This is a genomic window from Paenibacillus sp. UNC496MF (genome assembly GCF_900113915.1).
In the GTDB taxonomy this organism is placed as follows: domain Bacteria; phylum Bacillota; class Bacilli; order Paenibacillales; family Paenibacillaceae; genus Paenibacillus_Z; species Paenibacillus_Z artemisiicola.
Window position 1 is genome coordinate 244,947 of sequence record NZ_FORE01000005.1, and the last position, 24,204, is coordinate 269,150.

General features: G+C 59.1%; 20 protein-coding genes. All 20 read right to left on the reverse strand.

The features are described from left to right. Positions 1 to 350 precede the first annotated feature (350 nt). The 20 genes from dapA to BMZ79_RS06005 all read right to left on the reverse strand — a co-directional run bounded on the left by dapA (position 351) and on the right by BMZ79_RS06005 (position 24,196). Positions 351 to 1,223: a 4-hydroxy-tetrahydrodipicolinate synthase gene (gene dapA, locus BMZ79_RS05910; RefSeq protein ID WP_090637533.1), complete on the reverse strand. Its 873-nt coding sequence runs from the start codon at positions 1,221 to 1,223 to the stop codon at positions 351 to 353. A gap of 74 nt (positions 1,224 to 1,297) precedes the next feature. After that, a complete protein-coding gene (dapG, locus tag BMZ79_RS05915; RefSeq protein WP_090637535.1) occupies positions 1,298 to 2,527 on the reverse strand; it encodes an aspartate kinase in 1,230 nt (409 codons plus the stop codon). A gap of 72 nt (positions 2,528 to 2,599) precedes the next feature. After that, positions 2,600 to 3,640, reverse strand: coding sequence for an aspartate-semialdehyde dehydrogenase (locus tag BMZ79_RS05920; protein ID WP_090637537.1), 1,041 nt, complete (start codon positions 3,638 to 3,640; stop codon positions 2,600 to 2,602). Between the two features lie 74 nt (positions 3,641 to 3,714). After that, entirely contained in the window at positions 3,715 to 4,302 is a 588-nt protein-coding gene (locus BMZ79_RS05925) for a dipicolinate synthase subunit B (protein ID WP_090637539.1), read from the reverse strand. Beyond that, entirely contained in the window at positions 4,299 to 5,198 is a 900-nt protein-coding gene (gene dpsA / locus BMZ79_RS05930; protein ID WP_090637541.1) for a dipicolinate synthase subunit DpsA, read from the reverse strand. The genes BMZ79_RS05925 and dpsA overlap by 4 nt, the downstream gene beginning before the upstream one ends. Positions 5,199 to 5,454: 256 nt before the next feature. Next, positions 5,455 to 5,898 carry a dUTP diphosphatase gene (dut, locus tag BMZ79_RS05935; protein ID WP_090637543.1) on the reverse strand — a complete coding sequence of 148 codons (444 nt, stop codon included), beginning with the start codon at positions 5,896 to 5,898 and terminating at the stop codon, positions 5,455 to 5,457. After that, a complete protein-coding gene (locus BMZ79_RS05940; protein ID WP_090637545.1) occupies positions 5,879 to 7,144 on the reverse strand; it encodes a M16 family metallopeptidase in 1,266 nt (421 codons plus the stop codon). The genes dut and BMZ79_RS05940 overlap by 20 nt, the downstream gene beginning before the upstream one ends. A gap of 54 nt (positions 7,145 to 7,198) precedes the next feature. Next, complete coding sequence (locus tag BMZ79_RS05945; RefSeq protein ID WP_090637547.1) at positions 7,199 to 8,197, reverse strand: polysaccharide deacetylase family protein; 999 nt, start codon at positions 8,195 to 8,197, stop codon at positions 7,199 to 7,201. Between the two features lie 121 nt (positions 8,198 to 8,318). Further along, entirely contained in the window at positions 8,319 to 10,424 is a 2,106-nt protein-coding gene (pnp, locus tag BMZ79_RS05950) for a polyribonucleotide nucleotidyltransferase (RefSeq protein WP_090637549.1), read from the reverse strand. A 265-nt stretch (positions 10,425 to 10,689) separates the two neighbouring features. Next, positions 10,690 to 10,959, reverse strand: a complete 270-nt coding sequence (rpsO, locus tag BMZ79_RS05955) for a 30S ribosomal protein S15 (protein WP_090574209.1) — start codon at positions 10,957 to 10,959, stop codon at positions 10,690 to 10,692. A 166-nt stretch (positions 10,960 to 11,125) separates the two neighbouring features. Next, entirely contained in the window at positions 11,126 to 12,082 is a 957-nt protein-coding gene (locus tag BMZ79_RS05960; protein ID WP_090637551.1) for a bifunctional riboflavin kinase/FAD synthetase, read from the reverse strand. 27 nt (positions 12,083 to 12,109) lie between these two features. Then, positions 12,110 to 13,033, reverse strand: coding sequence for a tRNA pseudouridine(55) synthase TruB (truB, locus tag BMZ79_RS05965; RefSeq protein ID WP_371263635.1), 924 nt, complete (start codon positions 13,031 to 13,033; stop codon positions 12,110 to 12,112). Continuing rightward, positions 13,030 to 14,040, reverse strand: coding sequence for a DHH family phosphoesterase (locus BMZ79_RS05970; protein ID WP_090637553.1), 1,011 nt, complete (start codon positions 14,038 to 14,040; stop codon positions 13,030 to 13,032). The genes truB and BMZ79_RS05970 overlap by 4 nt, the downstream gene beginning before the upstream one ends. Next, a complete protein-coding gene (gene rbfA / locus BMZ79_RS05975) occupies positions 14,037 to 14,399 on the reverse strand; it encodes a 30S ribosome-binding factor RbfA (protein ID WP_090637555.1) in 363 nt (120 codons plus the stop codon). The genes BMZ79_RS05970 and rbfA overlap by 4 nt, the downstream gene beginning before the upstream one ends. A 7-nt stretch (positions 14,400 to 14,406) precedes the next feature. Then, complete coding sequence (infB, locus tag BMZ79_RS05980) at positions 14,407 to 17,337, reverse strand: translation initiation factor IF-2 (RefSeq protein WP_090637557.1); 2,931 nt, start codon at positions 17,335 to 17,337, stop codon at positions 14,407 to 14,409. After that, entirely contained in the window at positions 17,330 to 17,665 is a 336-nt protein-coding gene (locus BMZ79_RS05985) for a L7Ae/L30e/S12e/Gadd45 family ribosomal protein (protein WP_177222029.1), read from the reverse strand. Before BMZ79_RS05985 ends, infB begins: the two co-directional genes overlap by 8 nt. Next, positions 17,646 to 17,963 carry an RNase P modulator RnpM gene (rnpM, locus tag BMZ79_RS05990; RefSeq protein WP_090637561.1) on the reverse strand — a complete coding sequence of 106 codons (318 nt, stop codon included), beginning with the start codon at positions 17,961 to 17,963 and terminating at the stop codon, positions 17,646 to 17,648. The genes BMZ79_RS05985 and rnpM overlap by 20 nt, the downstream gene beginning before the upstream one ends. 35 nt (positions 17,964 to 17,998) lie before the next feature. Then, positions 17,999 to 19,096, reverse strand: a complete 1,098-nt coding sequence (gene nusA, locus BMZ79_RS05995; protein ID WP_090637562.1) for a transcription termination factor NusA — start codon at positions 19,094 to 19,096, stop codon at positions 17,999 to 18,001. 63 nt (positions 19,097 to 19,159) lie between these two features. After that, entirely contained in the window at positions 19,160 to 19,621 is a 462-nt protein-coding gene (gene rimP, locus BMZ79_RS06000) for a ribosome maturation factor RimP (RefSeq protein ID WP_090637564.1), read from the reverse strand. A gap of 267 nt (positions 19,622 to 19,888) precedes the next feature. Next, positions 19,889 to 24,196 (reverse strand): PolC-type DNA polymerase III, encoded by a 4,308-nt coding sequence (locus BMZ79_RS06005; protein ID WP_090638719.1) that lies wholly within the window; start codon positions 24,194 to 24,196, stop codon positions 19,889 to 19,891. Positions 24,197 to 24,204: the final 8 nt, after the last annotated feature.

Consider the following 24,204-nt stretch of genomic DNA (forward strand, 5'->3'; position numbering starts at 1 on the left):
CGCCCGTTCCTCGCTCGGGAACGTCGCTGCATGTAATCAATAACTAGTGCTGTCGAACGCCGCCCCTCGGCGTTACACTTTTTCAAAAATTTGCCGCACACCGTCACTTGCATTCATTATACATGATTGAAAATAAGAAAAACAAGTAACTGTTCGAGAAGCCGATAGAACGCCGCGCAATCAAAATACAATCGAAATACGCTGCTATGATAACGCTTTCGAAAACTTGCTCGAATAGGCATGTCCGACGCGCCGGCGTGCTTTGAACGCGCAGCCGGTCCGCTGAAACAAAAAACCGATGCTAGCGCATCGGTTTTTGACGAATGCAGCAGTGTACGTCCGGCAGAGCTTTACGCCTCTTGCTTTAAAACGCGGCGCAGCGTCTCTAGCTCGCTCTCGCTCGCCGCGACCAGAGGCAGCCGCACGCCGCCGACCGGAAGGCCTTGAAGCGACAGCGCCGCTTTGACCAGGACCGGATTCGGGAGGTCGAACAGCCCTTTGAAGATCGGCAGTTGCTCGCCGTGCAGCTTCGCCGCTCGGCTTACGTCACCGTCCAAATACGCTTGGATCATCGCCTTCATCGGCTTGCCGATGATATGGCTCGCCACGCTCACGACGCCGTGCGCGCCTACGGCGAGCGCCGGCAACGCCGAGCTGTCGTCGCCGCTATAGACCAGGAAGCCTTCCGGGGCGCCCATGACGATTTCGGCGACTTGGTCGAGCGCCGCGCATTCCTTCGTGGCGACAACGTTCGGCAGCTGCGCCAGACGCAGCGTCGTCGCGGCGGACAGGCTGACGATCGTACGGCCCGGCACGTTATAAAGCATAACCGGCAAGGACGTCGATTCCGCGATGGCCTTGAAATGCTGGTACAACCCTTCTTGCGTCGGCTTATTATAATAGGGCGCGACGAGCAGCACGGCATCGACGCCGCATTGTTCAGCGATACGGGTCACATGAATGGAGTGCGCCGTATCGTTGCTGCCGGTGCCCGCAATAATCTTGCAGCGGCCGCGGGCATGCTTCACGGCGAACGCGAACAGCGCCTGCTTCTCCTCGTCGTTCACCGTCGGCGATTCGCCGGTCGTGCCGCAGACGACGACGCCGTCGCTGAGTTGATCTTCGATTAAGTAGTCCAATAAACGCCCCGTCGTCTCCCAGTCGATCGAACCGTCCGCCGAGAAAGGCGTAACCATCGCTGTAATCAAACGTCCGAAATCCACGATTATTCCTCCTCAGAATTTTGCCTAGCAAAATTCACTTCGTAAGCATGGGTTTGAATTTTGCGCAGCAAGATTCACTTCAACTCTTTAATATCATGCAGTGCGAATTTCGCGTGCAGCGCCTGAAGCGCGCTTGCCATATAGCTCTCCCGCACCAGAACCCATATCGTTGTGTTGGAGTCCGCCGACTGCAAAATCGGGATGCCCTCTTCCGTCAAAGCTTCCACGATCCGGGCCATGATGCCGGGCACGCCGTTCATGCCTCCGCCGATGACCGAGATTTTCGCGCAGCCGTTGACCGCCCGCGGCGCGTAACCGATTTCTTGCAGGACCGCCACCGCTTTGTCCGCGTCCTGGTCAAATACGGTATACACCGCTCCGCCGGGATTGACATTAATGAAGTCGACGCTGATATGATGTCTCGCCATCGCCTGGAACACCTGCAGTTGGACGTCCGCATGTCCTTCCTGCGCCTGCACGGTGATCTGCGTAACGCCGCTCACATGCGCGACGCCGATGACATGCCGATCGCGAACGGCGCCGGAATGAAGGACGTCGCTAACATCCGTGACGAGCGTGCCCTCCTCTTCCGAGAAAGTAGAGCGCACCCGCAGCGGAATGCGTGCCTGCTGGGCGATCTCCACGGCTCGGGGATGAATGACCTTGGCTCCTTGTCTCGCCATGTTCCCGACTTCCCCGTAGCTGATGACGGACAATGCCCGCGCGTCCTTGACGATTCGCGGATCCGCGGTCAAAATCCCGTTCACGTCCGTATAGATATCGACGCGCGCCGCTTGAAGCGCGGCTCCGAGCGCCGTGGCCGACGTATCGCTGCCGCCCCTGCCGAGCGTCGTGAAATCGCCGGATTCCGTAACGCCCTGGAATCCCGTCACGATAACGACGTTGCCCGCCTGAAGCGCATGGCGGATCCGGTCGGTGCGGATTTCCAAGATCCGCGCCTTGCCGAACTGATTATCCGTAATAATGCCTGCCCCGCCTCCCGTTAGCGCGATGGCCGGAATGCCCGCGGCGCGCAGCAGGCTGCACAGCACCGATGCGGAAATGATTTCGCCGCAGCCTTGAAGCAAATCCCGCTCCTTGGCCGGCAGCGCATCGCCGTGCTCCGCGACGAGCGACAGCAGCGTGTCCGTTGCGTACGGATCGCCTTTTCGCCCCATTGCAGAGACGACAACGACGAGTTGGTACTGTCGTTGCCGCTCTCTTTGGATATGCTTGATTACCAGTTCTCTCGCTTCTTTCGACGACAGCGAAGTGCCGCCGAACTTCTGCACGAGGATATGCATGGCCAAACCTCCGTATCCGACTGTGAAGCCCGCCGGATCGTCCGTCTGACAACCTGCTTGCAAGGAGGATGATTATGGTTTCTCGATGGCGATATATTCTGCGATTTGGACGGCGTTCCATGCCGCGCCCTTCAACAGATTATCAGATACGATCCACAAGTTAAGGCCGCGTGCATGACCGAGGTCACGGCGCAGACGACCGACGAAGACATCCGGCTTACCTGCCGCATCGGTTGCGAGCGGGTAGCGTTGCCCTGCCGGGTCATCGACCAGAACGACGCCCGGAGCGTCAGCAAGCAGTTTCTTGACGTCTTCCAGTTCATAATCCTGTTTCAATTCGACGTAAACCGACTCCGAGTGGCCGTAAACGACAGGGATCCGAACGCAAGTCGCCGTCACGTCGATCGACTCGTCATCCATGATTTTTTTCGTTTCGCGGACCATTTTCATTTCTTCGAGCGTATAGCCGTTATCCTGGAACTTATCGATTTGCGGAATCGCGTTGAATGCGATTTGATGCTTCACCGGCAAAGAACCGACCGGCAAAATGTCCGGATTCACTTCGTTGCCGTCGAGCACTTCGCGCGTCTGGCGAAGCATTTCGTCGATCGCGCGGCTTCCTGCGCCCGAGACGGCTTGATACGTGGAAACGATGATGCGGGAAATGCCGTATTTGTCCTGCAGCGGCTTGAGCGCCGCCACCATTTGAATGGTGGAGCAGTTCGGATTGGCGATGATGCCTTTATGTTCGTTCACTTTGTCGAGGTTGACTTCGGGCACGACAAGCGGGGTATCCGGATCCATGCGGTACGCGTTCGTATTGTCGATGCAAACCGCGCCGTGCTCCACGGCGTGGGGGGCAAGTGCTTTCGACACGTCGCCGCCCGCGCTGAACAAAGCGATTTCGACGCCTTTGAAGCTCTCCGGCGTCGCTTCTTCGACCGTATATACCTTGCCTTTGAACGTCACTTTTTTGCCCGCGGAGCGAGCGGACGAGAGCAATTTCAGTTCCGCGATCGGGAAATCGCGTTTCTCGAGCAACCCGATAATTTGTTCGCCTACTGCGCCTGTCGCCCCGACTACGGCGACGTTAAACATCTTCTGCTGTGACATTGGCTGTCGACTCCCCTTTAAAAAAACTTATGTCAAGGATTGCTCCAATTGCATACGGGATGAACTTGCGAGATTTAAGCGCGCTCGACGAGCAGCGGTTGAAGCTGCTTGCCGTTCAAGGCCGCTTCGCACGTTTCGGGCACCAGCTCCATTTTCGCGACGAGCGAATTCGGCTTCTGGATCGGATTATCCTGCCCGAACGGCACGAAATACACGTTTTTGCATACTAATAGTTTCGCGATGTTGGCCGCATTCAATCCAAGCCCGTCGTTGGTCGAGATGGCCAGCACGAGCGGACGCTGATTGCGCATTTGCGCTTTGGCCGCCATAAGGACCGGGCTGTCGGTTTGCGCGTTCGCCAGTTTGCTCGTCGTATTGCCCGTGCAGGGCGCAATGACGAGTACGTCGAGCAGTTTGGACGGCCCCAGGGGCTCTGCGTCGACAATGGTCGAAATGATGTCGTTTCCGGTGATGGCTGTCAGCTGACGCTGCCACTCTGCCGCCGTTCCGAACCGGGTATCCGTCGTAAGAAGCGTCTGCGTAACGATCGGCACGACGTTCGCGCCTTCGTCTACGAATCGCTGGATGACCGGCATGACCTCCGCGAACGTACAGTGAGAACCGGAGAGCGCGTAACCCACCGTTTTGCCTTGCCATTTCATTGCTCATTCCCCCGTAACCTGGAATCTTCCATAATCAATCGGCTTAAACAATCCGCGATGATGCGTCCAGCGGTTTTGGGTGCGACGATTCCTGGGAGACCGGGGGCGAGCAAAGCCTTGATTCCGCGCTTCTCGGCGAACCGGAAATCGGTTCCGCCGGGCTTCGAAGCAAGGTCGATAATGACCGCTCGCGAGGGCAAATTTGCTATAATTTGCGCTGTGACTATCATAGTCGGAATTGTATTAAAAAGCAAGTCAATATTCCCCACGTATTGCAGCAAATCCTTGATATAAAAAGGCTCGAAACCCATCTCGTACGCCCTTGCGAAATGCTCTTCCCGGCGTACGCCGACCTTCACTTTCGCGCCCAAACCTTGCAGCGTCCGCGCCAGCGTCAACCCCGTCCGCCCGATGCCGAGCACCATGCACGACGAGCCGTGAATCGTAATGTCCGTGTTCTGCATCGCCATCATGACGGCGCCTTCCGCGGTCGGAATCGAATTATAGATGGCCACGTCGTCCCGGTCGAACAGTTCGACGAGCGCAATGCCGTGCTTCTGGCACAGATCGCGCAAGTATGGTTTGGCCATGCCGGCGTAAACCTTGCAATGCTTCGGCAGCTTGGCGACGTATTCGTCGGTCAGCACCAGTTCCTGGTCGCTGAACACGGCCACGATCTTGCCTTCGTCGTCGGTCCCGACCGCAGGCAGAACAAGCGCGTCCGCGTTAACGAACAGCGATTCGCTCATCTCGGCCCGGACGGCGCCGTCGAGCGACGAATGAAGCTGATCGAACCCCGCGACCGTCACCGTTGCATCGAGCTCGGTCAGCTTCCGGATGACTTCCAATCCTCGAGCGTCGCCACCTAGAAGCACGACCTGAACTCCTGTCAGCATAAGGGTATCACTCCTTTCAGCGGCAACCGATACGCGCCGCGTGAATCGGCGGTTCGGTCGGCATTACAAACCGCAACCGTCGGCCCGCGTAAAGGCTGCCCGGTTGACAGTTGTTCGCTCTTGGTTATAGACCATCTTATGCACCCGCCCAGAGGGTGGTGAAGCCGTTTTGCGCATTTGCGGCGAAAATGAAAAAAGCACCGGAGCCGAGGCTCCGGTACTTCATTTTCCGAAAATCGAGTCTTTCCGTCAGCCTTTAAACGCCCGTATGCCCAAACCCGCCCGCGCCGCGCACGGTCTCGGGCAGCTCGGCCGCTTCCGTAATCGCAACCTCGGGTACAAGCTGGAACAGCATCTGGGCGATGCGTTCGCCGCGTTCGATCGCGAACGGCTGCTGGCCGAGATTGATCAGCAGCACCTTCACTTCGCCGCGATAGTCCGCGTCGATCGTGCCCGGCGAATTCAGGCACGTGATGCCGTGCTTGAACGCCAGTCCGCTGCGCGGACGAATTTGCGCTTCGAGCCCCGCCGGCATCGCCATCGCGAAGCCCGTCGGAACGAGCTTCCGCTCTCCGGGCTGCAGCGTTTCCGGCTCCGTCACGGCCGCGTGCAGGTCGAACCCTGCGGCCAGCTCGGACATTTTGCGCGGCAGCGGGATGTCTTCGTTGCCGGGAAGCCGCTTAATCGATACTTGATACAAGCGAATCCCTCCCGATGGCCGCAGCCGCTTTGTCGTTGCTTCCGACCATCGCAACGGCGAACGGCACGGACAGGATGCGCTTCGTTACGGCGCGGATGTCGTCCATCTTCACGGCGTCGATCCGTTCCAGCATCTCGTCCAGCGTGAAGTGCCGCCCCAGCATGAGCTCGTTTTTGCCCAAGCGGTTCATGCGGCTGCTCGTGCTCTCTAGGCTGAGAATGAGACTGCCTTTCAGCTGTTCCTTGCCGCGGTGCAGCTCCGCGTCCGTCAACCCTTTCGTCGCGAGGTCGTGCATCTGCTCGAGCGTCAGGTCCAGTACTTCCTTCGTCTGCTTCGGAGCCGTTCCCGCATAGACGGTGAACAAGCCGCTGTCCGCGTACGACGTGTGGTACGAATAAACGGAATACGCCAGTCCCCGCTTCTCGCGGATTTCCTGGAACAGCCTGGAGCTCATGCCCCCGCCGATCGCGTTGTTCAGCAGAATCATCGCGTACTGAAGCGGGTCCGCGATCGAACAGCCCGGGAACGAGATGCAGATATGGTTTTGCTCCGTCTTCTTCTTATGAAACAAATAATTGCCGTTGAAGCTCGGCGACGAGACTTCGCGCTCCGCGCCGGTTGTCTTGAACGCGCCGAAATGCTGCTCGAGCAGTTCCAGCAGCGGCCCTTCCTCCACGTTGCCCGCGACGGCGATGACTGTGTTGTCGATGCGGTAATGGCCGTCCATGTAGCCGCGCAGCGTATCGCCGTTCATCGCGCCGAGCCGGTCTTCAAGACCGAGAATGGAATAAGCCAGCGGATGGTCGCCGAAGGCCGCGCGCGAAGCTTCGTCGTGCACCTTGTCGTCCGGCGTATCCTCATACATGGAAATCTCTTCCAATATCACGTTCTTTTCCTTCCCCAGCTCCGTCGGGTCCATCTTGGAATGGAAGAACATGTCGGCCAGGGCATCCACGGCGATCGGCAAATGCTGGTCCAGTACCTTGGCGAAGTAGCACGTATACTCTTTGGCCGTGAATGCGTTCACGTTGCCGCCGATTCCGTCGAACAGGTCGGCAATGTCTTTGGCGCTGCGACGGTCGGTCCCTTTGAATAACATGTGCTCGATGAAGTGCGAAATGCCGTTATTGTCCGGCGTTTCGTTCCGGGAACCCGTTTTGACCCAAACGCCGAACGAGACGGAGCGGCAGGTCGGAATGTATTCCACAACGACGCGCAGGCCGTTGCTAAGTTTATAGTTGTTCAATCTAGACGCCTCCTACGGCAACAGCATGAAATTATTGACTTCACTATAACAAAATTACGGTCCCGCCTCAACTAAGGACGCCCGGTCGGAGGAAAGCGTGTCGCTGACGGTCCCGAGCATGAGCCCTTTTCCTTTGATCGCCTTGATCATGCCTTCGAGCGCTTGGCTGGACGAATCCGTCGGATGCATGAGAATGAGCGAGCCCGGTTCCACGCGCGCGCGGATCTTCTGCACGATCGCATACGCGGGCGGATGCTTCCAATCGACGGTGTCGAGCGTCCACAGCACGGTCTTCAGTCCCTGCTCGGCGGCCACGTCGACGGTCATCTGATTGTAGTCGCCCGAAGGCGGCGCGAACCAGCGATTGGTCACGTTCAGCGTCGATTTGAGCAGCGCTTCCGTCTTGGCGATCTGATTGTACGCCGCGTTGCGGTCGAGCTGGCTCATATTGGGATGCGTGTAGGCGTGATTCGAAATCTCGTGCCCGTCCGCTTGGATCCGCTTCGCCGCGTCCGCGTTCTTCTTCAGCCAAGAACCGTCGAAGAAGAAGGTCGCTTTGACGTTCTCGTTCTTTAGCGTCTGGAGCATGGACGGGATGTACTCGTTACCCCAAGCGACGTTGATCATGAGCGCGACCATCGGCTTATTCGGATTGCCTTTATAGATCGGGACGCGGCCGAGGTCGTCCAGGTTAACCCTGGGTTTCACTTCCCTGTACACGAACCGGATCGGCTGAGTTTCGGGAGCGTGAAGCATTAACCGATACGTCTTGTCGACGTCGACTTCGAGACCGTTGTAGCCCGGAATCGCTTTCCACACGCGGTCGACGCGCGCATCCACCGGGGCGATCCGCTTCTTCTCCGCCTCGGTTTGTATCGCCTCGCGCAGGGAGGCCTTGCCTTGCGGCGACGGCACGGACGGCGCGGAGGCGAAAACCGCCGCGTCCCCTCGCTTCATCGCGGACACGTAGGCCGACAACGGGCCGTTCAGCCGAACCGCGATCAACAGCGCGCACATGGTCAGCAGCATGAAGATTCCCTTTTTCAGCTTCATGGCGTTGTCCCCCCCTTCTCTTTCATCTTATTATGGCTCGGCCCACAATATGAGAAGAAGAACGCGGAGGATGCAAAAAAGGAGACAGGTTGCCCTGCCTCCTTCCATTCTCAAGCGATGATTATGACTGCTGAGCCGGTACTTCCGGCGTGAGCAGCGCCTTGCGGGACAGATTGATCCGGCCCTGGGCGTCGATTTCCGTGACCTTGACCGTCACTTGATCTCCGATGTTGAGGACGTCCTCGACCTTCGCGATGCGCTCTTGCGCAACCTGCGAAATATGGATAAGCCCGTCCTTGTTCGGCAAAATCTCGACGAAGCAGCCGAATTTCTCGATGCGCTTGACCGTGCCCGTGTAAATCTCGCCGACCACGACTTCGCGGACGATGCCTTCGATGATCTGCTTCGCGCGTTCGTTCGCCTCGGCGTTGGACGAGGCGATGAATACCGTGCCGTCCTGCTCGATATCGATTTTAACGCCGGTCTCGTCGATGATCTTGTTGATGATCTTGCCGCCGGACCCGATGACGTCGCGGATCTTATCCGGGTTGATCTTCATAATGACGATCTTCGGCGCATAAGGCGACAGGCTCGTACGCGGCGTTTGCATCACTTCGTTCATTTTGCCGAGGATGAAAACGCGGCCTTCGCGCGCCTGTTCCAGCGACTGCGATAAAATCGCGCGGTCGATGCCATCGATTTTGATGTCCATTTGAATGGCCGTCACGCCGGCAGCCGTGCCGGCGACCTTGAAGTCCATGTCGCCGAGATGGTCTTCCATGCCCTGGATGTCCGACAGAATGGAGAAATGATCGCCATCCTTGATCAATCCCATCGCGATGCCCGCGACAGGCGCCTTGATCGGCACGCCGGCATCCATCATCGCCAAGGTGCTGGCGCAAATGCTGGCCTGGCTCGTGGAGCCGTTCGATTCCAGCACTTCGGACACGAGGCGGATCGTATACGGGAATTCGGTTTCGCTCGGAATGACCTTCGACAAAGCGCGCTCGCCGAGCGCGCCGTGGCCGATTTCGCGGCGGCCCGGAGCCCGGAGCGGTCTTGCTTCGCCGACGCTGAACGGCGGGAAGTTATAGTGATGCATGAAACGTTTGGTTTCTTCCAGGTCGATGCCGTCGAGAATTTGCACGTCGCCGAGGGCGCCGAGCGTACAAATGCTGAGCGCTTGCGTCTGTCCGCGCGTGAACAGGCCGGAGCCGTGCGTGCGCGGCAGCAGCGCGACGTCGCATTCGATCGGACGGATTTCGCTCAAGGCCCGTCCATCCGGACGGACTTTGTCGTGCGTGATCAGGCGGCGCACTTCTTCCTTGACGATATCGTACAGCACTTCCTTGACGTCGCCGAGCAGTTCCGGCGTCTCCGCGTACTCCACTTCGAAGTGCGCGATGGCGTCCGCGTTCACCGCGTCGATCGCCTCTTGGCGCGCGTGCTTCTCCACGACGCGAACGGCTTCGACCAGCCGTTCTTTCGCGAACGCGCGCACCGCTTCGTTGACGCCTCCGTCGACGGCGTGCAGCTTCACTTCGATCTTCGGCTTGCCGGCGAGACCCTGCAGCTCTTCGATCTTCGCGACGATGCGGCGGATCTCGTCATGGCCGAACATGATGGCTTCGAGCATGACTTCCTCCGGCACTTCGTTCGCTTCCGCTTCCACCATCATGATGGCGTCCTTCGTTCCCGCGACGACGACGTAAATGTCGCTCTTCGCTTCCTGCTCCACCGTCGGATTGATGATGAACTGTCCGTCGAGGCGGCCGACGACGACGCCGCCGATCGGTCCGTTGAACGGAATGTCCGAGATCGTAAGCGCCGCGGACGTGCCGATCATCGCCGCGATTTCAGGCGAGCAGTCTTGGTCCACGCTCATGACGATGTTCGCGATTTGGACTTCGTTGCGGAAGCCATCCGGGAACAACGGGCGAATCGGTCGGTCCGTGAGCCGGCTCGCCAGAATCGCCTTTTCGCTCGGACGGCCTTCGCGCTTGATGAAGCCGCCGGGGATTTTGCCCACGGCGTACAACCGCTCTTCATAGTTGACCGTGAGCGGGAAAAAATCGAGATTTTTCGGTTCGTTGGACGCGACGACGGTACACAACACGACCGTTTCGCCGTATTTGACCGTAACCGCCGCGTTGGCTTGTTTCGCCAAACGTCCCGTTTCCAGCACGAGCGGACGGCCGCCCAAAGTAGTTTCTACGCGCTGCACCATATAGTTCCTCCTTGCCGCGACGGTCCTTCCCGTCTACAAACGGGCGCCATCGCAGGCATTCATATTTCCAAGCGACTTGTATATGAAGTCCGGCCGGCAAACCCAATGCCGGATTCGTATTCACGTTGAGGAGATCAGCCCATCAACGGGCTCTTCGTGTCCATGTATGTATGCAAGCAGGCGATGCGATTTATAAAAAGCAACCCAGCGCAGCCGCCCGTTCCCGGGCGGCATCACAACCAGGTTGCTTTTATCCCCGCATCTATTATCGGCGAAGGCCGAGTTTTTCGATCAATGCGCTGTAACGTTTTACGTCTTTGTTTTTCAGGTAAGCCAACAGCTTGCGGCGTTGACCGACCATTTTGAGCAGACCGCGGCGCGAGTGGTGATCTTTCTTATGCGTCCGAAGATGGTCCGTCAAATTGACGATGTTTTGCGTCAGGATAGCGATTTGAACTTCCGGGGAGCCCGTGTCGTTCGCGTGGGTTTTGTGCTCGTCGATCAGTTGATGCTTGCGTTCTTGCGTAAGTGCCATCCGTGTTCACCTCCTTGTTTCTTAATCGCCGTCAGCCTCGCCGCCGTTCGGTGAATGACGGGCGGCCAAGCTAAGGTTCCGTTGCTGCGCGCGCTGCGAATGAAAAGTACGACTGCGCAACGTCTTCGAGTATAACATAGGTTTAGGCCAGAAGTAAATGCGAATGCTATTTCTTGTTGTAAGCCGTCAGCAGCGCCCGCGCTTGATCCGCATCGGCATGGATCTGGGCGATAAGCTCGTCGACGCCGCCGAATTTTTTCTCCGTCCGCAGGAACGCGACGAATTGAACGGTCACGGTCTTGCCGTACAGGTCGCCGTCGAAATCGAACAAATGCGCCTCCATGACCGGTTCGGGCAAGCTATCGTGAAACGTCGGCTTAACGCCGATGTTCAGCACGCCGGGGTACCGCCGGCCTTCCGTCTCCGCCATGATGGCGTACACGCCCTGGCGAGGAACGAAAAAGCCGTCTTCCTGCCGGATATTGGCCGTCGGAAATCCGATCGTACGGCCGCGCCCTTCGCCCTGCACGACCACGCCGCGCACGGCATAGAGTTCGCCGAGCAGCTCCGCCGCTTCCTCGGGACGGCCGTTCATCAATGCTTCGCGAATGCGCGTGCTGCTTACTTTATCTCCGTCTTGCATGAATGGCTCCACAATTTCCACCCCAATATCCGGTTCGCCAAGCGCCCATAACGTCTCCGGCTTGCCCGCGCCTCTGGCCCCGAACGTGAAATCGAAGCCGACGACGGCCCGTCTCACCCGCAGCGGCCTCAGCACGTCGTCGACAAACTCGGCGGGCGTCACCTTGGCGAAATCCAAATCGAATTGCACGATATAAACGACGTCCACTCCCAACCTGCGGAAACGTTCGAGCTTGTCCTCAAGCGGGGTCAAACTCGCGTTGTAGTGCGGGCTCCTGCCCAGCACTTCCTTGGGATGGGGATGAAACGTCATCACAGCCCCCTGGAGGCCGGCCGCCCGCGCGCACGTCATCGCATGGGAGATGACGTTTTGATGCCCCCGATGGACGCCGTCGAAGTGGCCGATGGCCAGCGCCTTCGGAGACGCGTTCCGGGCCAGCGCGGACTCGCCGATCGGGTACTGCACAGAAATGATTTCCACTGCGGTCACACCTGCTTTTTCAACTTGCTAGTCTCCCGTCGGCGTAAACACTTTGACGGCCTTCAGGGTGCCGGAATCCGCATCCGGCTGAAATACGCCGGCGAACGCTCCGTCTTCGCCATATATGCGGACTAAGGATTCGGGCTCGTAGGGTTCGTGCGCCAAGATCGCCCGAAGAGGTATCCGTTTCCCTTGGAACGCGCGCACGACGTCCGCCTCGCTGACGGTGATCCGCGGAAAATGATCCAGCGCTTCGTCGGGAGGCGTCAGCTTGTCCGCGAGCTCGCCGGCCGCTTTCAACCGCGCGACGTCCTCGAGCGTCAGGCAATTCGCTTCCGTGAAGCCGCCGGACATCGTCCGCGTCAGCTTCGCCATGACGGACGGCACGCGCAGCGCGGCGCCGATATCGACGCAGAGCGTTCGGATATACGTACCCTTGGAGCAGACGACGGAGAAACGGATGACGGGATGCGGCTGATCCAACTGCGTATCCAGCAGTTCCATGCCGTAGATCGTTACCTTGCGCGGCTTGCGTTCCACGACCTGCCCTTCCCGGGCAAGTTCGTAAAGCCGCTTGCCGTCGACGCGCACCGCCGAGAACATCGGCGGCACTTGTTCGATCTCGCCGACGAACGACGCCAAAACGGCGCGGATTTGCGCCTCGGTCACCTTGACCTCGGGCAGCTGCTCCGTGATCGTGCCCGTCAAGTCCTCGGTATCCGTCGCCAATCCGAACTGCATGACGGCCTCGTAGGACTTAGGCCGATCTTGCACGTATTCGACGACGCGCGTCGCCCGTCCGATGCAGAGCGGCAGCACGCCGGTCACCTGCGGGTCGAGCGTGCCGGTATGCCCGATCCGCTTGACCTTCAGAATGCCCCGAACCTTCGCCACCACGTCGTGCGAGGTCCAGCCCGCCGGTTTCCATACCGCCAAAATTCCGTCCATCATCGATCCAGCGCCTCTCTTACGGTTTGCACGACGGTCGCGATCGCGGCGTCCATGCCGTGCTGGAGCCGGCAGCCGGCCGCCCGGACATGCCCGCCGCCGCCGAAGGATTGCGCGATGGCCGCGACGTCCGCCTTGCCCGACGAACGCATGCTGACCTTCACTTCGCCGTTCTCCGTCTCTTTGAACAAAATGCCGACTTCCACGCCTTCGACGTTCAGGGCGTAATTGACCAACCCTTCCAGATCGTCCCCGACCGCGCCCGTCTCCGCCATGTCGGCGTACGAGACGTACAGCCAGGCGATCCGGTTGTCGTCCGAAAACGCCAATCGGCTGAGGCCTCGCTGCAGCAGTAAAAGCTGCGGCTTCGTCATGCGCTCGAGCAGATGGTTGGCGATCCAATAGCCCGGCACGTCCTCGGCCAGCATGCGCGATGCCGCCTGCATGACGCGCGGGGTCGTATTGGAGTAGCGGAAGCCGCCGGTGTCGGTCAACAGGCCGGTATAGACCGCCGTCGCCGCTTCCCGGTCGAACGGGATGCCGGCGAACTCGATCAGATCATGCAGGATCTCGACCGTCGCCGCGGCGTCGACCCGGATCAGGTTATGCGTGCCGAAGGCGTCGTTCGTCGGATGATGATCGACGTTCAGCAGCTTCGCCCCATCCGCGAACAAGTCCTTCACCGTGCCGATCCGGCGGAAATCCGCGCAGTCGACCGCGACGACGCGATCGAATTTTTCTTCGAGCGGTTGCTTGCCGTGATTGACGATGGAAGCGGCCGCGTCCATGAAAAGAAGCCGCGCGGGCACCGCGCCCTCGTTCGCGAGCACCGCTTGTTTCCCCAGCTGCCGGAGCAGCCAGCCGACGACGAGCGTCGAGCTGATGGCGTCTCCGTCCGGCTGCACGTGCGCGACGACGAGATACCGGTTGCCTTCCCGCAGGAAGTCGAGCGCCTCCTGCAGCTGCGCCCGATAAGCGTCCGGCGAACTCGCGCCGTTCGCGGCGGTCATTGCGTATCCCTGCCGCTGCGATCGTTGATGTCGTGTAGAAGCGACTCGATCCGGCTGCCGTACTCGATGCTGCTGTCGAACTTGAACAGCAGCTCCGGGGTATGGCGGAACCGGATGCGCTTGCCCAGCTCCGAGCGAAGGAAGCCGGTGCTGCGCGCGAGCGCCTTAAGCGTTTCTTCCTTCTGCTCGTCGCTGCCCAGCACGCTCAGGTAAACCCGCGCTTGGGACAGGTCGTTCGTGATCTCCACGCCCGTCACCGTAATAAAGCCGATGCGCGGATCCTTGAGCTCCGTCTGAATAATCGTGCTGAGCTCTTTCTTGATTTGCTCGCCTACGCGTCCTACGCGGACTTTGGCCATCGGTCAATCACCTCTCCACGGACTCTAAGATGTACGCTTCGATAATGTCGCCCTCTTTGAGGTCGTTGTATTTATCCAGCGTAATGCCGCATTCGTAGCCTTGGGCCACTTCCTTGGCGTCGTCCTTGAACCGTTTGAGCGATTCGATCTCGCCTTCGAAGACGACGATGCCGCCGCGGATCAAGCGCGCTTTGGCGTTCCGCGCGATTTTGCCCGAGATGACCATGCAGCCCGCGATAACGCCGACTTTGGTCACCTTGAACAGGTTGCGGATTTCGGCTTGGCCGATGACGACTTCCTTGAATACCGGATCCAGCATGCCCTTCATCGCGTGTTCGATCTCGTCGATGACGTTGTAGATGATGCTGTGCAGGCGGATGTCGACTTTCTCTTGCTCGGCCGTTGCCAGCGCCTGCGGTTCCGGACGCACGTTGAAGCCGATGACGATCGCGCTGGAAGCCGCGGCGAGGTTGATGTCGGATTCCGTGATCGCGCCCGCGCCGCTGTGAATGATTTTCACGCGCACGCCTTCGATGTCGATCTTCGCGAGCGAGCCCTTGAGCGCCTCGGAAGAACCTTGCACGTCGGCTTTGATGATCACGTTGAGATCCTTGATTTCGCCTTCTTTAATATGATTGTACAAATCTTCGAGCGTTACGCGCGAGTTCGCGCCGAGCTCGGATTGGCGATGCTTGATGGCGCGGCGCTCGGCGATGTCGCGCGCTTTGCGCTCGTCCTCGAACACGAGGAACGGATCGCCCGCCTGCGGCACTTCCGTCAAACCGGTGATTTCGATCGGCGTGCTCGGGCCGGCTTCCTTCAGACGGCGGCCTTTGTCGTTGACCATCGCCCGGACGCGGCCGAAGCAGTTGCCGGCGACGAACGCGTCGCCGATTTTGAGCGTGCCGTGCTGCACGAGAATCCGCGCGACCGGCCCTTTGCCTTTGTCCAGCTCGGCTTCGATGACGGTGCCGCGCGCCCGTTTGTTCGGGTTCGCTTTATAGTCGTTCACCTCGGCGACGAGGAGAATCATTTCGAGCAGTTCTTCCAGGCCGATGCGCTGCTTCGCGGAGACGTTGACGAAAATCGTGTCGCCGCCCCACTCTTCCGGCACCAGTCCATACTCCGTCAAGCTCTGCTTGATTTTGTCCGGCTCGGCGTCCGGCTTGTCGATCTTGTTCACCGCGACGATGATCGGCACGTTCGCCGCCTTCGCGTGGTTGATCGCTTCGACCGTTTGCGGCATGACGCCGTCGTCCGCGGCCACGACGATGATCGTGATATCCGTTACCTGCGCGCCGCGCGCCCGCATCAGCGTGAACGCTTCGTGGCCCGGCGTATCGAGGAACGTGATTTTCTTATGGTTGATCTCGACTTGGTAGGCGCCGATATGCTGCGTAATGCCGCCGGCTTCGCCGCTCGTGACGTTGGTTTTGCGGATCGCGTCGAGCAGCGTCGTTTTGCCGTGGTCGACGTGACCCATGATCGTGACGACCGGCGGACGCGCTTCGAGGGATTCCTCTTCGTCCTTCTCTTCGATCGTCTCGAATTGATCTTCCTCGACCGGAATCTTCACTTCGACTTCGACGCCGTATTCCGCCGCGATGAGCTGCACGGTATCCAGGTCGACTTCTTGGTTGATCGTCGCCATGACGCCGAGCATGATGAGCTTCTTGATGACTTCCGAAGCGTCCTTATGCAGCAGTTTCGCCAGATCGCCGACGGTTACCGTGCCGCGCACGATGATTTTCTTCGGCGTATTGTCGATCTTCTCGCGGCGATCCTGCTGCTGGTTCCGGCCGCGGTTGTTCTTGCCGCCTCTATTGTTCTTCCCGCCCCGGCCGTTGTTGTCTTCGAATCGCTTGTTGTTGTTGTACGAATTGTTCGAGGCTTTCGGATTGTTGCGTCTCCGATCGTCCGACGTGCCGCCGCGGTTGCTGTTGTCGAACGTGCGTGCCGGCGCGCTGCCGGCGGCGCCGCCCTGACCTTGCGGACGATTGCCCTGGCCGCCGCCTTGACCTTGCGGTCGGTTGCCTTGGTAGCCGCCTTGGCCGCCGCTCTGGCCTTGCGGACGATTGCCTTGATAACCGCCTTGGCCGCCGCCTTGGCCTTGCGGACGATTGCCTTGGTAGCCGCCGCCTTGGCCTTGCGGTCGGTTGCCTTGACCGCCCTGACCGCCGCCTTGACCTTGCGGACGGTTGCCTTGATAGCCTCCGCCGCCTTGGCCTTGCGGACGGCTGCCTTGGTAGCCTCCGCCGCCTTGGCCTTGCGGTCGGTTGCCCTGGTAGCCGCCGCCTTGGCCGCCTTGGCCGCCTTGACGATTGCCTTGGTAACCGCCGCCGCCGCCCTGGCCGCCTTGGCGATTGCCTTGGCCTCCCTGGCCGCCTTGACGATTGCCCTGGTAGCCGCCGCCTTGACCGCCTTGACGATTGCCTTGGCCGCCTTGGTTATGCAGGCGTTGATTCTGATTGTCGCTGTTTGAAGAAGTACCCGAAGTTTGGGCGCTGGAAGCCTGGCCCGAAGCCGGCGAGGGACTGGTCGTCGTGTTGGCGGACGTTGCCGCGTTCTTGGATTGTTCCGTTGTATGTGAAATAGTCATATTCCCCTGTTTTTCTTTCGTATTTTTGTTGCCTTGCTGAACGGATGCGTTGAGCGCGTGCTGCGGCTTGCGCTCCTGCTGCTGCCGATTGGACGATTGGGCCGCCGAAACCGTCGCGTTCTCCTGCGCGCGTTTGGCCGCCGCGTTCGCTTTGATGTCGCGGAAGAAACCTTCCACCTTCGAAACCATCTCATTCTCCATGACGCTCATATGGTTGTTCACGGGCAGATTGAGACGTTTTAGAATCGTGATGATTTCTTTGCTGCTCATGTTGAGCGATTTCGCGTATTCGTATACGCGCAATTTATCTTTGTTGTCTTTGTCTTGTTGTTTAGTCAATATACTCCACCTCCGTAGATTCAGCTAAGCTTTGAACGATGCTTTTGGCAAAACCGGCATCCGTCAGCCCGAGAATGACCCGCTCCGATTTCCCGATCGCCTCTCCCAACGCAATCCGGTCAAAAGCCTCCACGCAGTTCGTGTCGTACGTCGCGCATTTATCCCTAAACTTCTTCTTCGTATTATCCGAGGCGTCCGCCGCGAGGATGACGAGCGCCGCCTTGCCTTGACGGACGGCCTTCAGCACGGTTTCGTCGCCGGTGACCAGCTTCCCGGCCCGCATCGCCATGCCGAGCATGGACAGCGCCTTATGCTTCCTCTGCTTCATCGGGCTCATCCTTGCTTGCGATAAACTCGTCTTCGACGGCGATGAAATCCTGCGCGAGCTGGTCGTAGATCTCCGCCCCGACCGTCTGCTTCAGCGCCCGGTCCAGCGCCCGGCTCTTCTTCGCCAGCCTGAAGCAATCCACCTGTCCGCAGAGATAAGCGCCCCGGCCCGCCTTCTTGCCCGTCAAATCGATCAGAACGGCTTCGTCCGGCGTGCGGACGACCCGGATCAGTTCTTTCTTCGGCTTCATTTCTTGACAAGCCACGCACTTGCGCAGCGGAATTTTTCTCGGTTTCATCCTTCATCCCTCCCCCGGGCGATGGCCCGCCCCGATCAATCGATGGAGACGGAATCTTGATGCATCGTGCTCATCGCCGATTTCGGACGACCGTATTCCTGCTCGGCTTGCGATTCGCTCTTGATGTCGATTTTCCAGCCGGTCAGCTTCGCGGCCAACCGCGCGTTCTGCCCCTTGATGCCGATCGCTAGCGAAAGCTGGTAGTCCGGCACGATGACGCGCGCCATCTTCTCCTGCTCGTACACGATGACTTCGATGACTTTGGACGGGCTCAGCGCGTTCGCGACGTATTCTTCCACGCTCTCCGACCAGCGCACGATGTCGATTTTCTCGCCCTTCAGCTCCGTCACGATCGTCTGGACGCGCATGCCCTTCTGCCCGACGCACGAGCCGACCGGATCGACTTCCGGATTGCGCGAATGCACGGCGATCTTGGAACGGAAACCCGCTTCGCGCGCGACCGAGCGAATCTCGACGACGCCGTCGTAAATTTCCGGCACTTCGAGCTCGAACAGCCGTTTGAGCAGGCCCGGGTGCGTGCGGGACAAGAAGATTTGCGGCCCCTTCGTCGTGTTCTCCACTTTCGTGATGAACGACTTGACGCGGTCGCCGTGTTTGAACTTATCCGTCGGCATCAGCTCGGTCAGCGGCAGCACCGCCTCGACCTTGCCCAGATCGATGAACAGGTTGCGCACGTCTTGGCGCTGCACGATGCCGTTGACGATATCCTCTTCCTTATCGATGAACGCGTTATAGATAAGGCCGCGTTCCGCTTCCCGAATGCGCTGCGTGACGACCTGCTTCGCCGTCTGCGCCGCGATCCGTCCGAAATCGCGCGGCGTCACTTCGATCTCCGCGACGTCGTCCAGCTGGTAATGCGGGTTGATCTCGCGGGAAGCCTCGACCGAGATTTCGAGACGCGGATCCAGCACCTCGTCGACGACGGTCTTCCGTGCGTATACCTTGATGACGCCCGTAAACCGGTTAATGTCCACCCGGACGTTCTGGGCGGTATTGAAATTGCGTTTGTAGCTCGAAATCAGGGCAGCCTCGATCGCTTCCAGCAAAATATCTTTGCTGATCCCTTTCTCTCTTTCGATTTCCGCCAATGCTTCGATAAATTCCATGCTCATTGGAAATGAGTTCCCCCTTTCGACTGGTTCCCTACGTTATGATAAAGCCGCCTCTTCCGTCAATCAGAAGAGGATGGCCAAACGCGCGCTTGCCACTTTCGCGTACGGAATGGCATGCTTCTTTTTGCCGATCTCGATCACGACTTCTTCGCCGTCGAAGGACGCGAGCGTACCCTCGAACTCTTTCAAGCCGCCGATCGGCTCATACGTGGTCACGAACACATGCTTGCCTACGGACTTGGCGACGTCCTCCGGCTTCTTCAGCGGACGTTCCGCTCCCGGAGACGAGACCTCGAGGAAATAAGCTTCCGGAATCGGGTCGTTCGCATCGAGCCGCTCGCTTAAATATTCGCTGATCCGGCCGCATTCGTCGATGTCGATGCCGCCTTCTTTGTCGACGTAGACGCGAAGGAACCAATTGCTTCCCTCTTTCACGTATTCCACGTCCACGAGTTCAAATCCATGTTCGTCAAGAAACGGTTTGACCATGTCCTCGACGGCGCTTTTGATTTTAGGTGTGCTCAAAAACGTTGTACCTCCCATTGCAGCCTGTCGTCGTCGGATAGGCGCGCTGTCCGTTAATTTTTCGGTCGTCTCGCTTACGAAGGAGAATCTCGCTGTCATTCGTACGGGTAAAAAGGTGCAGACAAAACGTAAAGAGTGGGTTTCCCCACTCTTCTGCGAAAAAGTCGTATCATCAGCATTACCAGAAAGATTATACCATAATCACGAATCCGTGACAATACGGTGCGGGCCGTCATGCGCCGAGACGCCGCTTCCCGCTTGCCGCTTTTAAAACAGCGACAGCTGATTGGATTCCGGCAGGCCGCGGAAACAGCCCATGCCCGTCAGCACTTCGACGATCGTCTTCGTGGCTTTCGACTTCTGCTGGAAGTCTTCGATCGAAAGGAACTCGCCGAAGTCCCGGGCCGCCGCGATGTTGCGGGCGGCGTTCTCGCCGATGCCGCTGATGGCCCCGAACGGCGGAATGAGCGAATTGCCTTCGACGATGAAGCGCGTCGCCTCGGAGCGGTAAAGGTCCACGGGCTTGAAGGAGAAGCCCCGCGCCGTCATTTCGAGCGCCATTTCGAGCAGCGAGATGCTGTTCTTTTCTTTCGGCGTGGCGCTGAACCCTTTTTGCTCGATCTCGATAATCCGCTTCAGGATGGCCTCGTAGCCTTGGCACAGCAGGTCCAGGTCGAAGTCCTCGGCCCGGATCGAGAAGTACGTCGCGTAATAATAGATCGGATAATAGAGCTTGAAGAAGGCCGTCCGCACGGCGGATATGACGTAGGCCGCCGCGTGGGCTTTCGGGAACATGTACTCGATTTTGAGGCAGGAATCAATGTACCATTGCGGGACCTTGCAGTTCTTCATTTCCTCGATCCACTCCGGCGTGAGCCCCCGGCCCTTCCGCACGCTCTCGGTGATTTTGAAGGCGAGCCCCGCGTCCATGCCGGCCTTGTAGATCAGGTACAGCATGATGTCGTCGCGGCAGCCGATCACCGTCTTGATCGTGCAGGTCCGGTTCTTGATCAGCTCCTGCGCGTTGCCGAGCCAAACGCCCGTACCGTGGGACAGTCCCGAAATTTGCAGCAAATCCGCGAAGGTCGACGGCTTCGTCTCCTCGAGCATCTGCCGCACGAATTTCGTGCCCATCTCCGGGACGCCGTAGGTGGCGACGGACGAGCGGATCTTCTCCGGCATGACGCCGAGCGCTTCCGTGGAGCTGAACATGCTCATGACCTTCGGATCGTTCATCGGAATCGTCGTCGGATCGACGCCGGTCAAGTCCTGCAGCATGCGCATCATGGTCGGATCGTCGTGCCCGAGAATATCGAGCTTCAGCAAATTTTCCTCGAAGGCGTGGTAATCGAAATGCGTCGTCTGCCATTCGGCGTTCAAGTCGTCCGCCGGATACTGCACGGGCGTCACGTCTTCCACGTCGATGTAATCCGGCACGACGACGATGCCGCCGGGGTGCTGGCCGGTGCTGCGCTTGACGCCGGTACAGCCGGCCGCAAGCCGGGACAGCTCCGCGCCGCGCCACTTCTTGCCCTTCTCTTCCTCGTACTTCTTGGCGAAGCCGTATGCCGTCTTCTCGGCGACCGTGCCGATCGTGCCCGCGCGGTACACGGCTTTCTCGCCGAACATGATTTTGGTGAAATTATGCGCCGTCGCCTGGTATTCGCCCGAGAAGTTCAAGTCGATATCGGGCACCTTGTCGCCTTTGAAGCCGAGGAACGTCTCGAACGGAATGTCCTGGCCTTCGCCCTTCAGCGGCTTGCCGCAATTCGGGCACGGCTTGTCCGGCAGATCGAAGCCGCTCGGATAGCTGCCGTCGAGGAACCATTCGCTGTACTTGCACGCTTCGTTCAGGCACAGATAATGCGCCGGCAGCGGGTTAACCTCGGAGATGCCGAGGAACGTCGCGACGACGGACGAGCCGACCGAACCCCGGGAGCCGACGAGATAGCCGTCCGCGTTGGACTTCTTCACGAGCCGCTCGGAGATGAGATAGTTCGCGGAGAAGCCGGCTTTCGTGATCGGCACGAGTTCTTTCTCGAGCCGCTGTACGACGACCTCCGGGATGGGATCGCCGTAGAGCCGTTTCGCCGTCTCGTAGCACGTGGCGCGCATTTCCTCGTCCGCGCCTTCCATGATCGGCACGAACAGCTTGGACGGGAACAGGTCGAATTTCTCGAACCGGTCGGCGAGCTCGTTCGTGTTTTTCACGACGACTTCGTACGCCTTCGCTTCGCCGAGGAACTTGAATTCGTCCAGCATTTCTTTGGTCGTCCGGAAATGCGCGTCCGGCTTCGTAATGTCCTTCAGCGGGCTGAAGCCGGTGATGCCGTGAATCGTAATGTCCCGGAACATTTTGTCGCGTTCCTTCAAGTAGTGCACGTTCCCGGTCGCGATGACCGGCTTGCCCAGCCTGTCGCCGATTTCGCACACGCGCCGCAAAGCCTGCTCGATCTCGGCACGGCTCGCGACGAAGCCCTTCTCCACGAGATGCATGTAGAACGTTACCGGCTGAACTTCCAGCACGTCGTAGTAGCGCGCGGTTTCCTCGGCCTCTTCCACCGACTTGTTCAGCACCGCTTCGAAAAACTCGCCTTTCTCGCAGCCCGAGATGATGAGCAGCCCTTCGCGAAGCTCGGTCAGCTTGCTCTTCGGGATGACGGCGACGCGTTTGAAGTGTTTCGTGTGGGAGATAGAAATCAATTTGAATAAGTTCTTTTTGCCGACCGCGTTCAGCGCGTAGATGCAGCAGTGGAACGGCCGCGAGTTGGACAGGTCCAGCCCGACGTAGTCGTTCAGCATATGCAAGCCCGTTATGTTGCGGGCCGCCGCATCGCCGATGAGCCCGAACAGCACGCCGCCGAGCGCGATGGAGTCGTCGATGGCGCGGTGGGCGTTCTCGAGACTGATTTTGTATTTGTCCGCCAGCGTGCCCAGCCGATGGTTCTTCATCGATGGATGCAGGAAGCGGGCCAGCTCCAGCGTATCGAGCACGGGATTCGTCACTTCCGGCATCCCGTAGAGCTTGCAGGCGGCCTGGATGAAACCCATATCGAACCGCGCGTTGTGCGCCACCAGCACCGCGTCGCCGATGAATTCGACGAACTCGCGGATTTTCGGCTCCAGCTCCGGCGCGTCCGCGACCATTTCGTTCGTAATGTTCGTCAGCTGCTGGATGTTGTACGGTATATGCTCGTGCGGGTTGATGAACGTCGAGAAACGTTCGATTTCCTTGCCCTCCTGCATCTTGACGCCCGCGAGTTCGATGATTCGGTTGTTCACGACCGACAGACCGGTGGTCTCGATGTCGAAGACCACGTACACGGCCGCCGCCATCGGCTCCTCGCGCGCGTTCATGACCATCGGCACGGCGTCGTTGACGACGTTCGCTTCGAGCCCGTACAGCACTTGGACGTCGTTCTTTTTCCCGGCCTTCGCCGCCTCGGGGAAGCATTGCACGTTGCCGTGATCCGTAATCGCGATCGCCTTGTGCCCCCATTTGGCGGCTTGTTTGATGTAAACGTCGACCGGCGTCACCGCGTCCATCGTGCTCATCGTCGTATGAAGGTGAAACTCGACGCGCTTCTCTTCCGCTTCGTCCTTCTTCTCCTTCGGCGCGACGACCTCGTGCAGGTCGGACGGCATCATGACGAGCTCGGGCTCCATCATGAACCGGTCGTACTCCACGCGGCCGCGCGCCTTGATCCACTTGCCGTTCGCGAGCTGCTTTAGCACCTTCACGTCGTCCTTCGTCTTGGCGAACATCTTCATCGCGATGGAATCGGTGAAGTCCGTGACGTTGAACGTGAACAGCGTGCTGCCGTTGCGCAGCTCTTTCTCCTCGAGGCCGAACACCGTGCCCTGCACGGCGATTTTCTTCTCCTCTTCGAGAATATTCATGATCGGCACGGCTTCCTCGCGGATGTCGTAGCCGACCACGAGCCGGACGTCGCCTTCATCGGCCGGCGGCGCTTCCGGAATCGACGCGGTCATCATCTGCTCGATGACGTCGCGTTCTTCCTGCTGACGTTTCTGCTCGAACGCCTCGTAAATCTCCTGCTTCGAATCCGCGACCTTCAGCTTGACGCGAATGTCGGCCGCGAACTGATCGCGGTAAAAGCCCGCCGCCAGCTCGTCGATGCCTTTTTTCTTTGCCATTTGCAGGCCCATGTCGTCCATCATGTACAGCGTGACGAGCTCGCCGTCCGTCTCGATGCGCGCCTTGCTCATCCAGCCGTTGATGGACGCGTTGCTGTGCTGCAGCCATTCCACGAAGGCCGGCCAATATTCGTGAATCAGCTCGTCCCGCGGCACCTCTTCGCCGTAGAGGAACTGGAAGGAAACCTTCGCGATATGCGAGAATTTCCCTTGAATCGTCCTGCAAAAAACGCCAAAAGCCGGTAAAGGAACCAAGGACGTTTTGCTGATGCAAAACGTCCATTCCCGGTTACTCCGGCTTACGATCACTTTGTCTATATGCCCATCGCCAAAATGTTCATTCGCGATTTGCTGCGGCAGGTCCGCCTGCTTCATCAGCAGTTCGAACCGCTGCCGTTTTTCCCCGGTTTGGTTCATATTGCCCT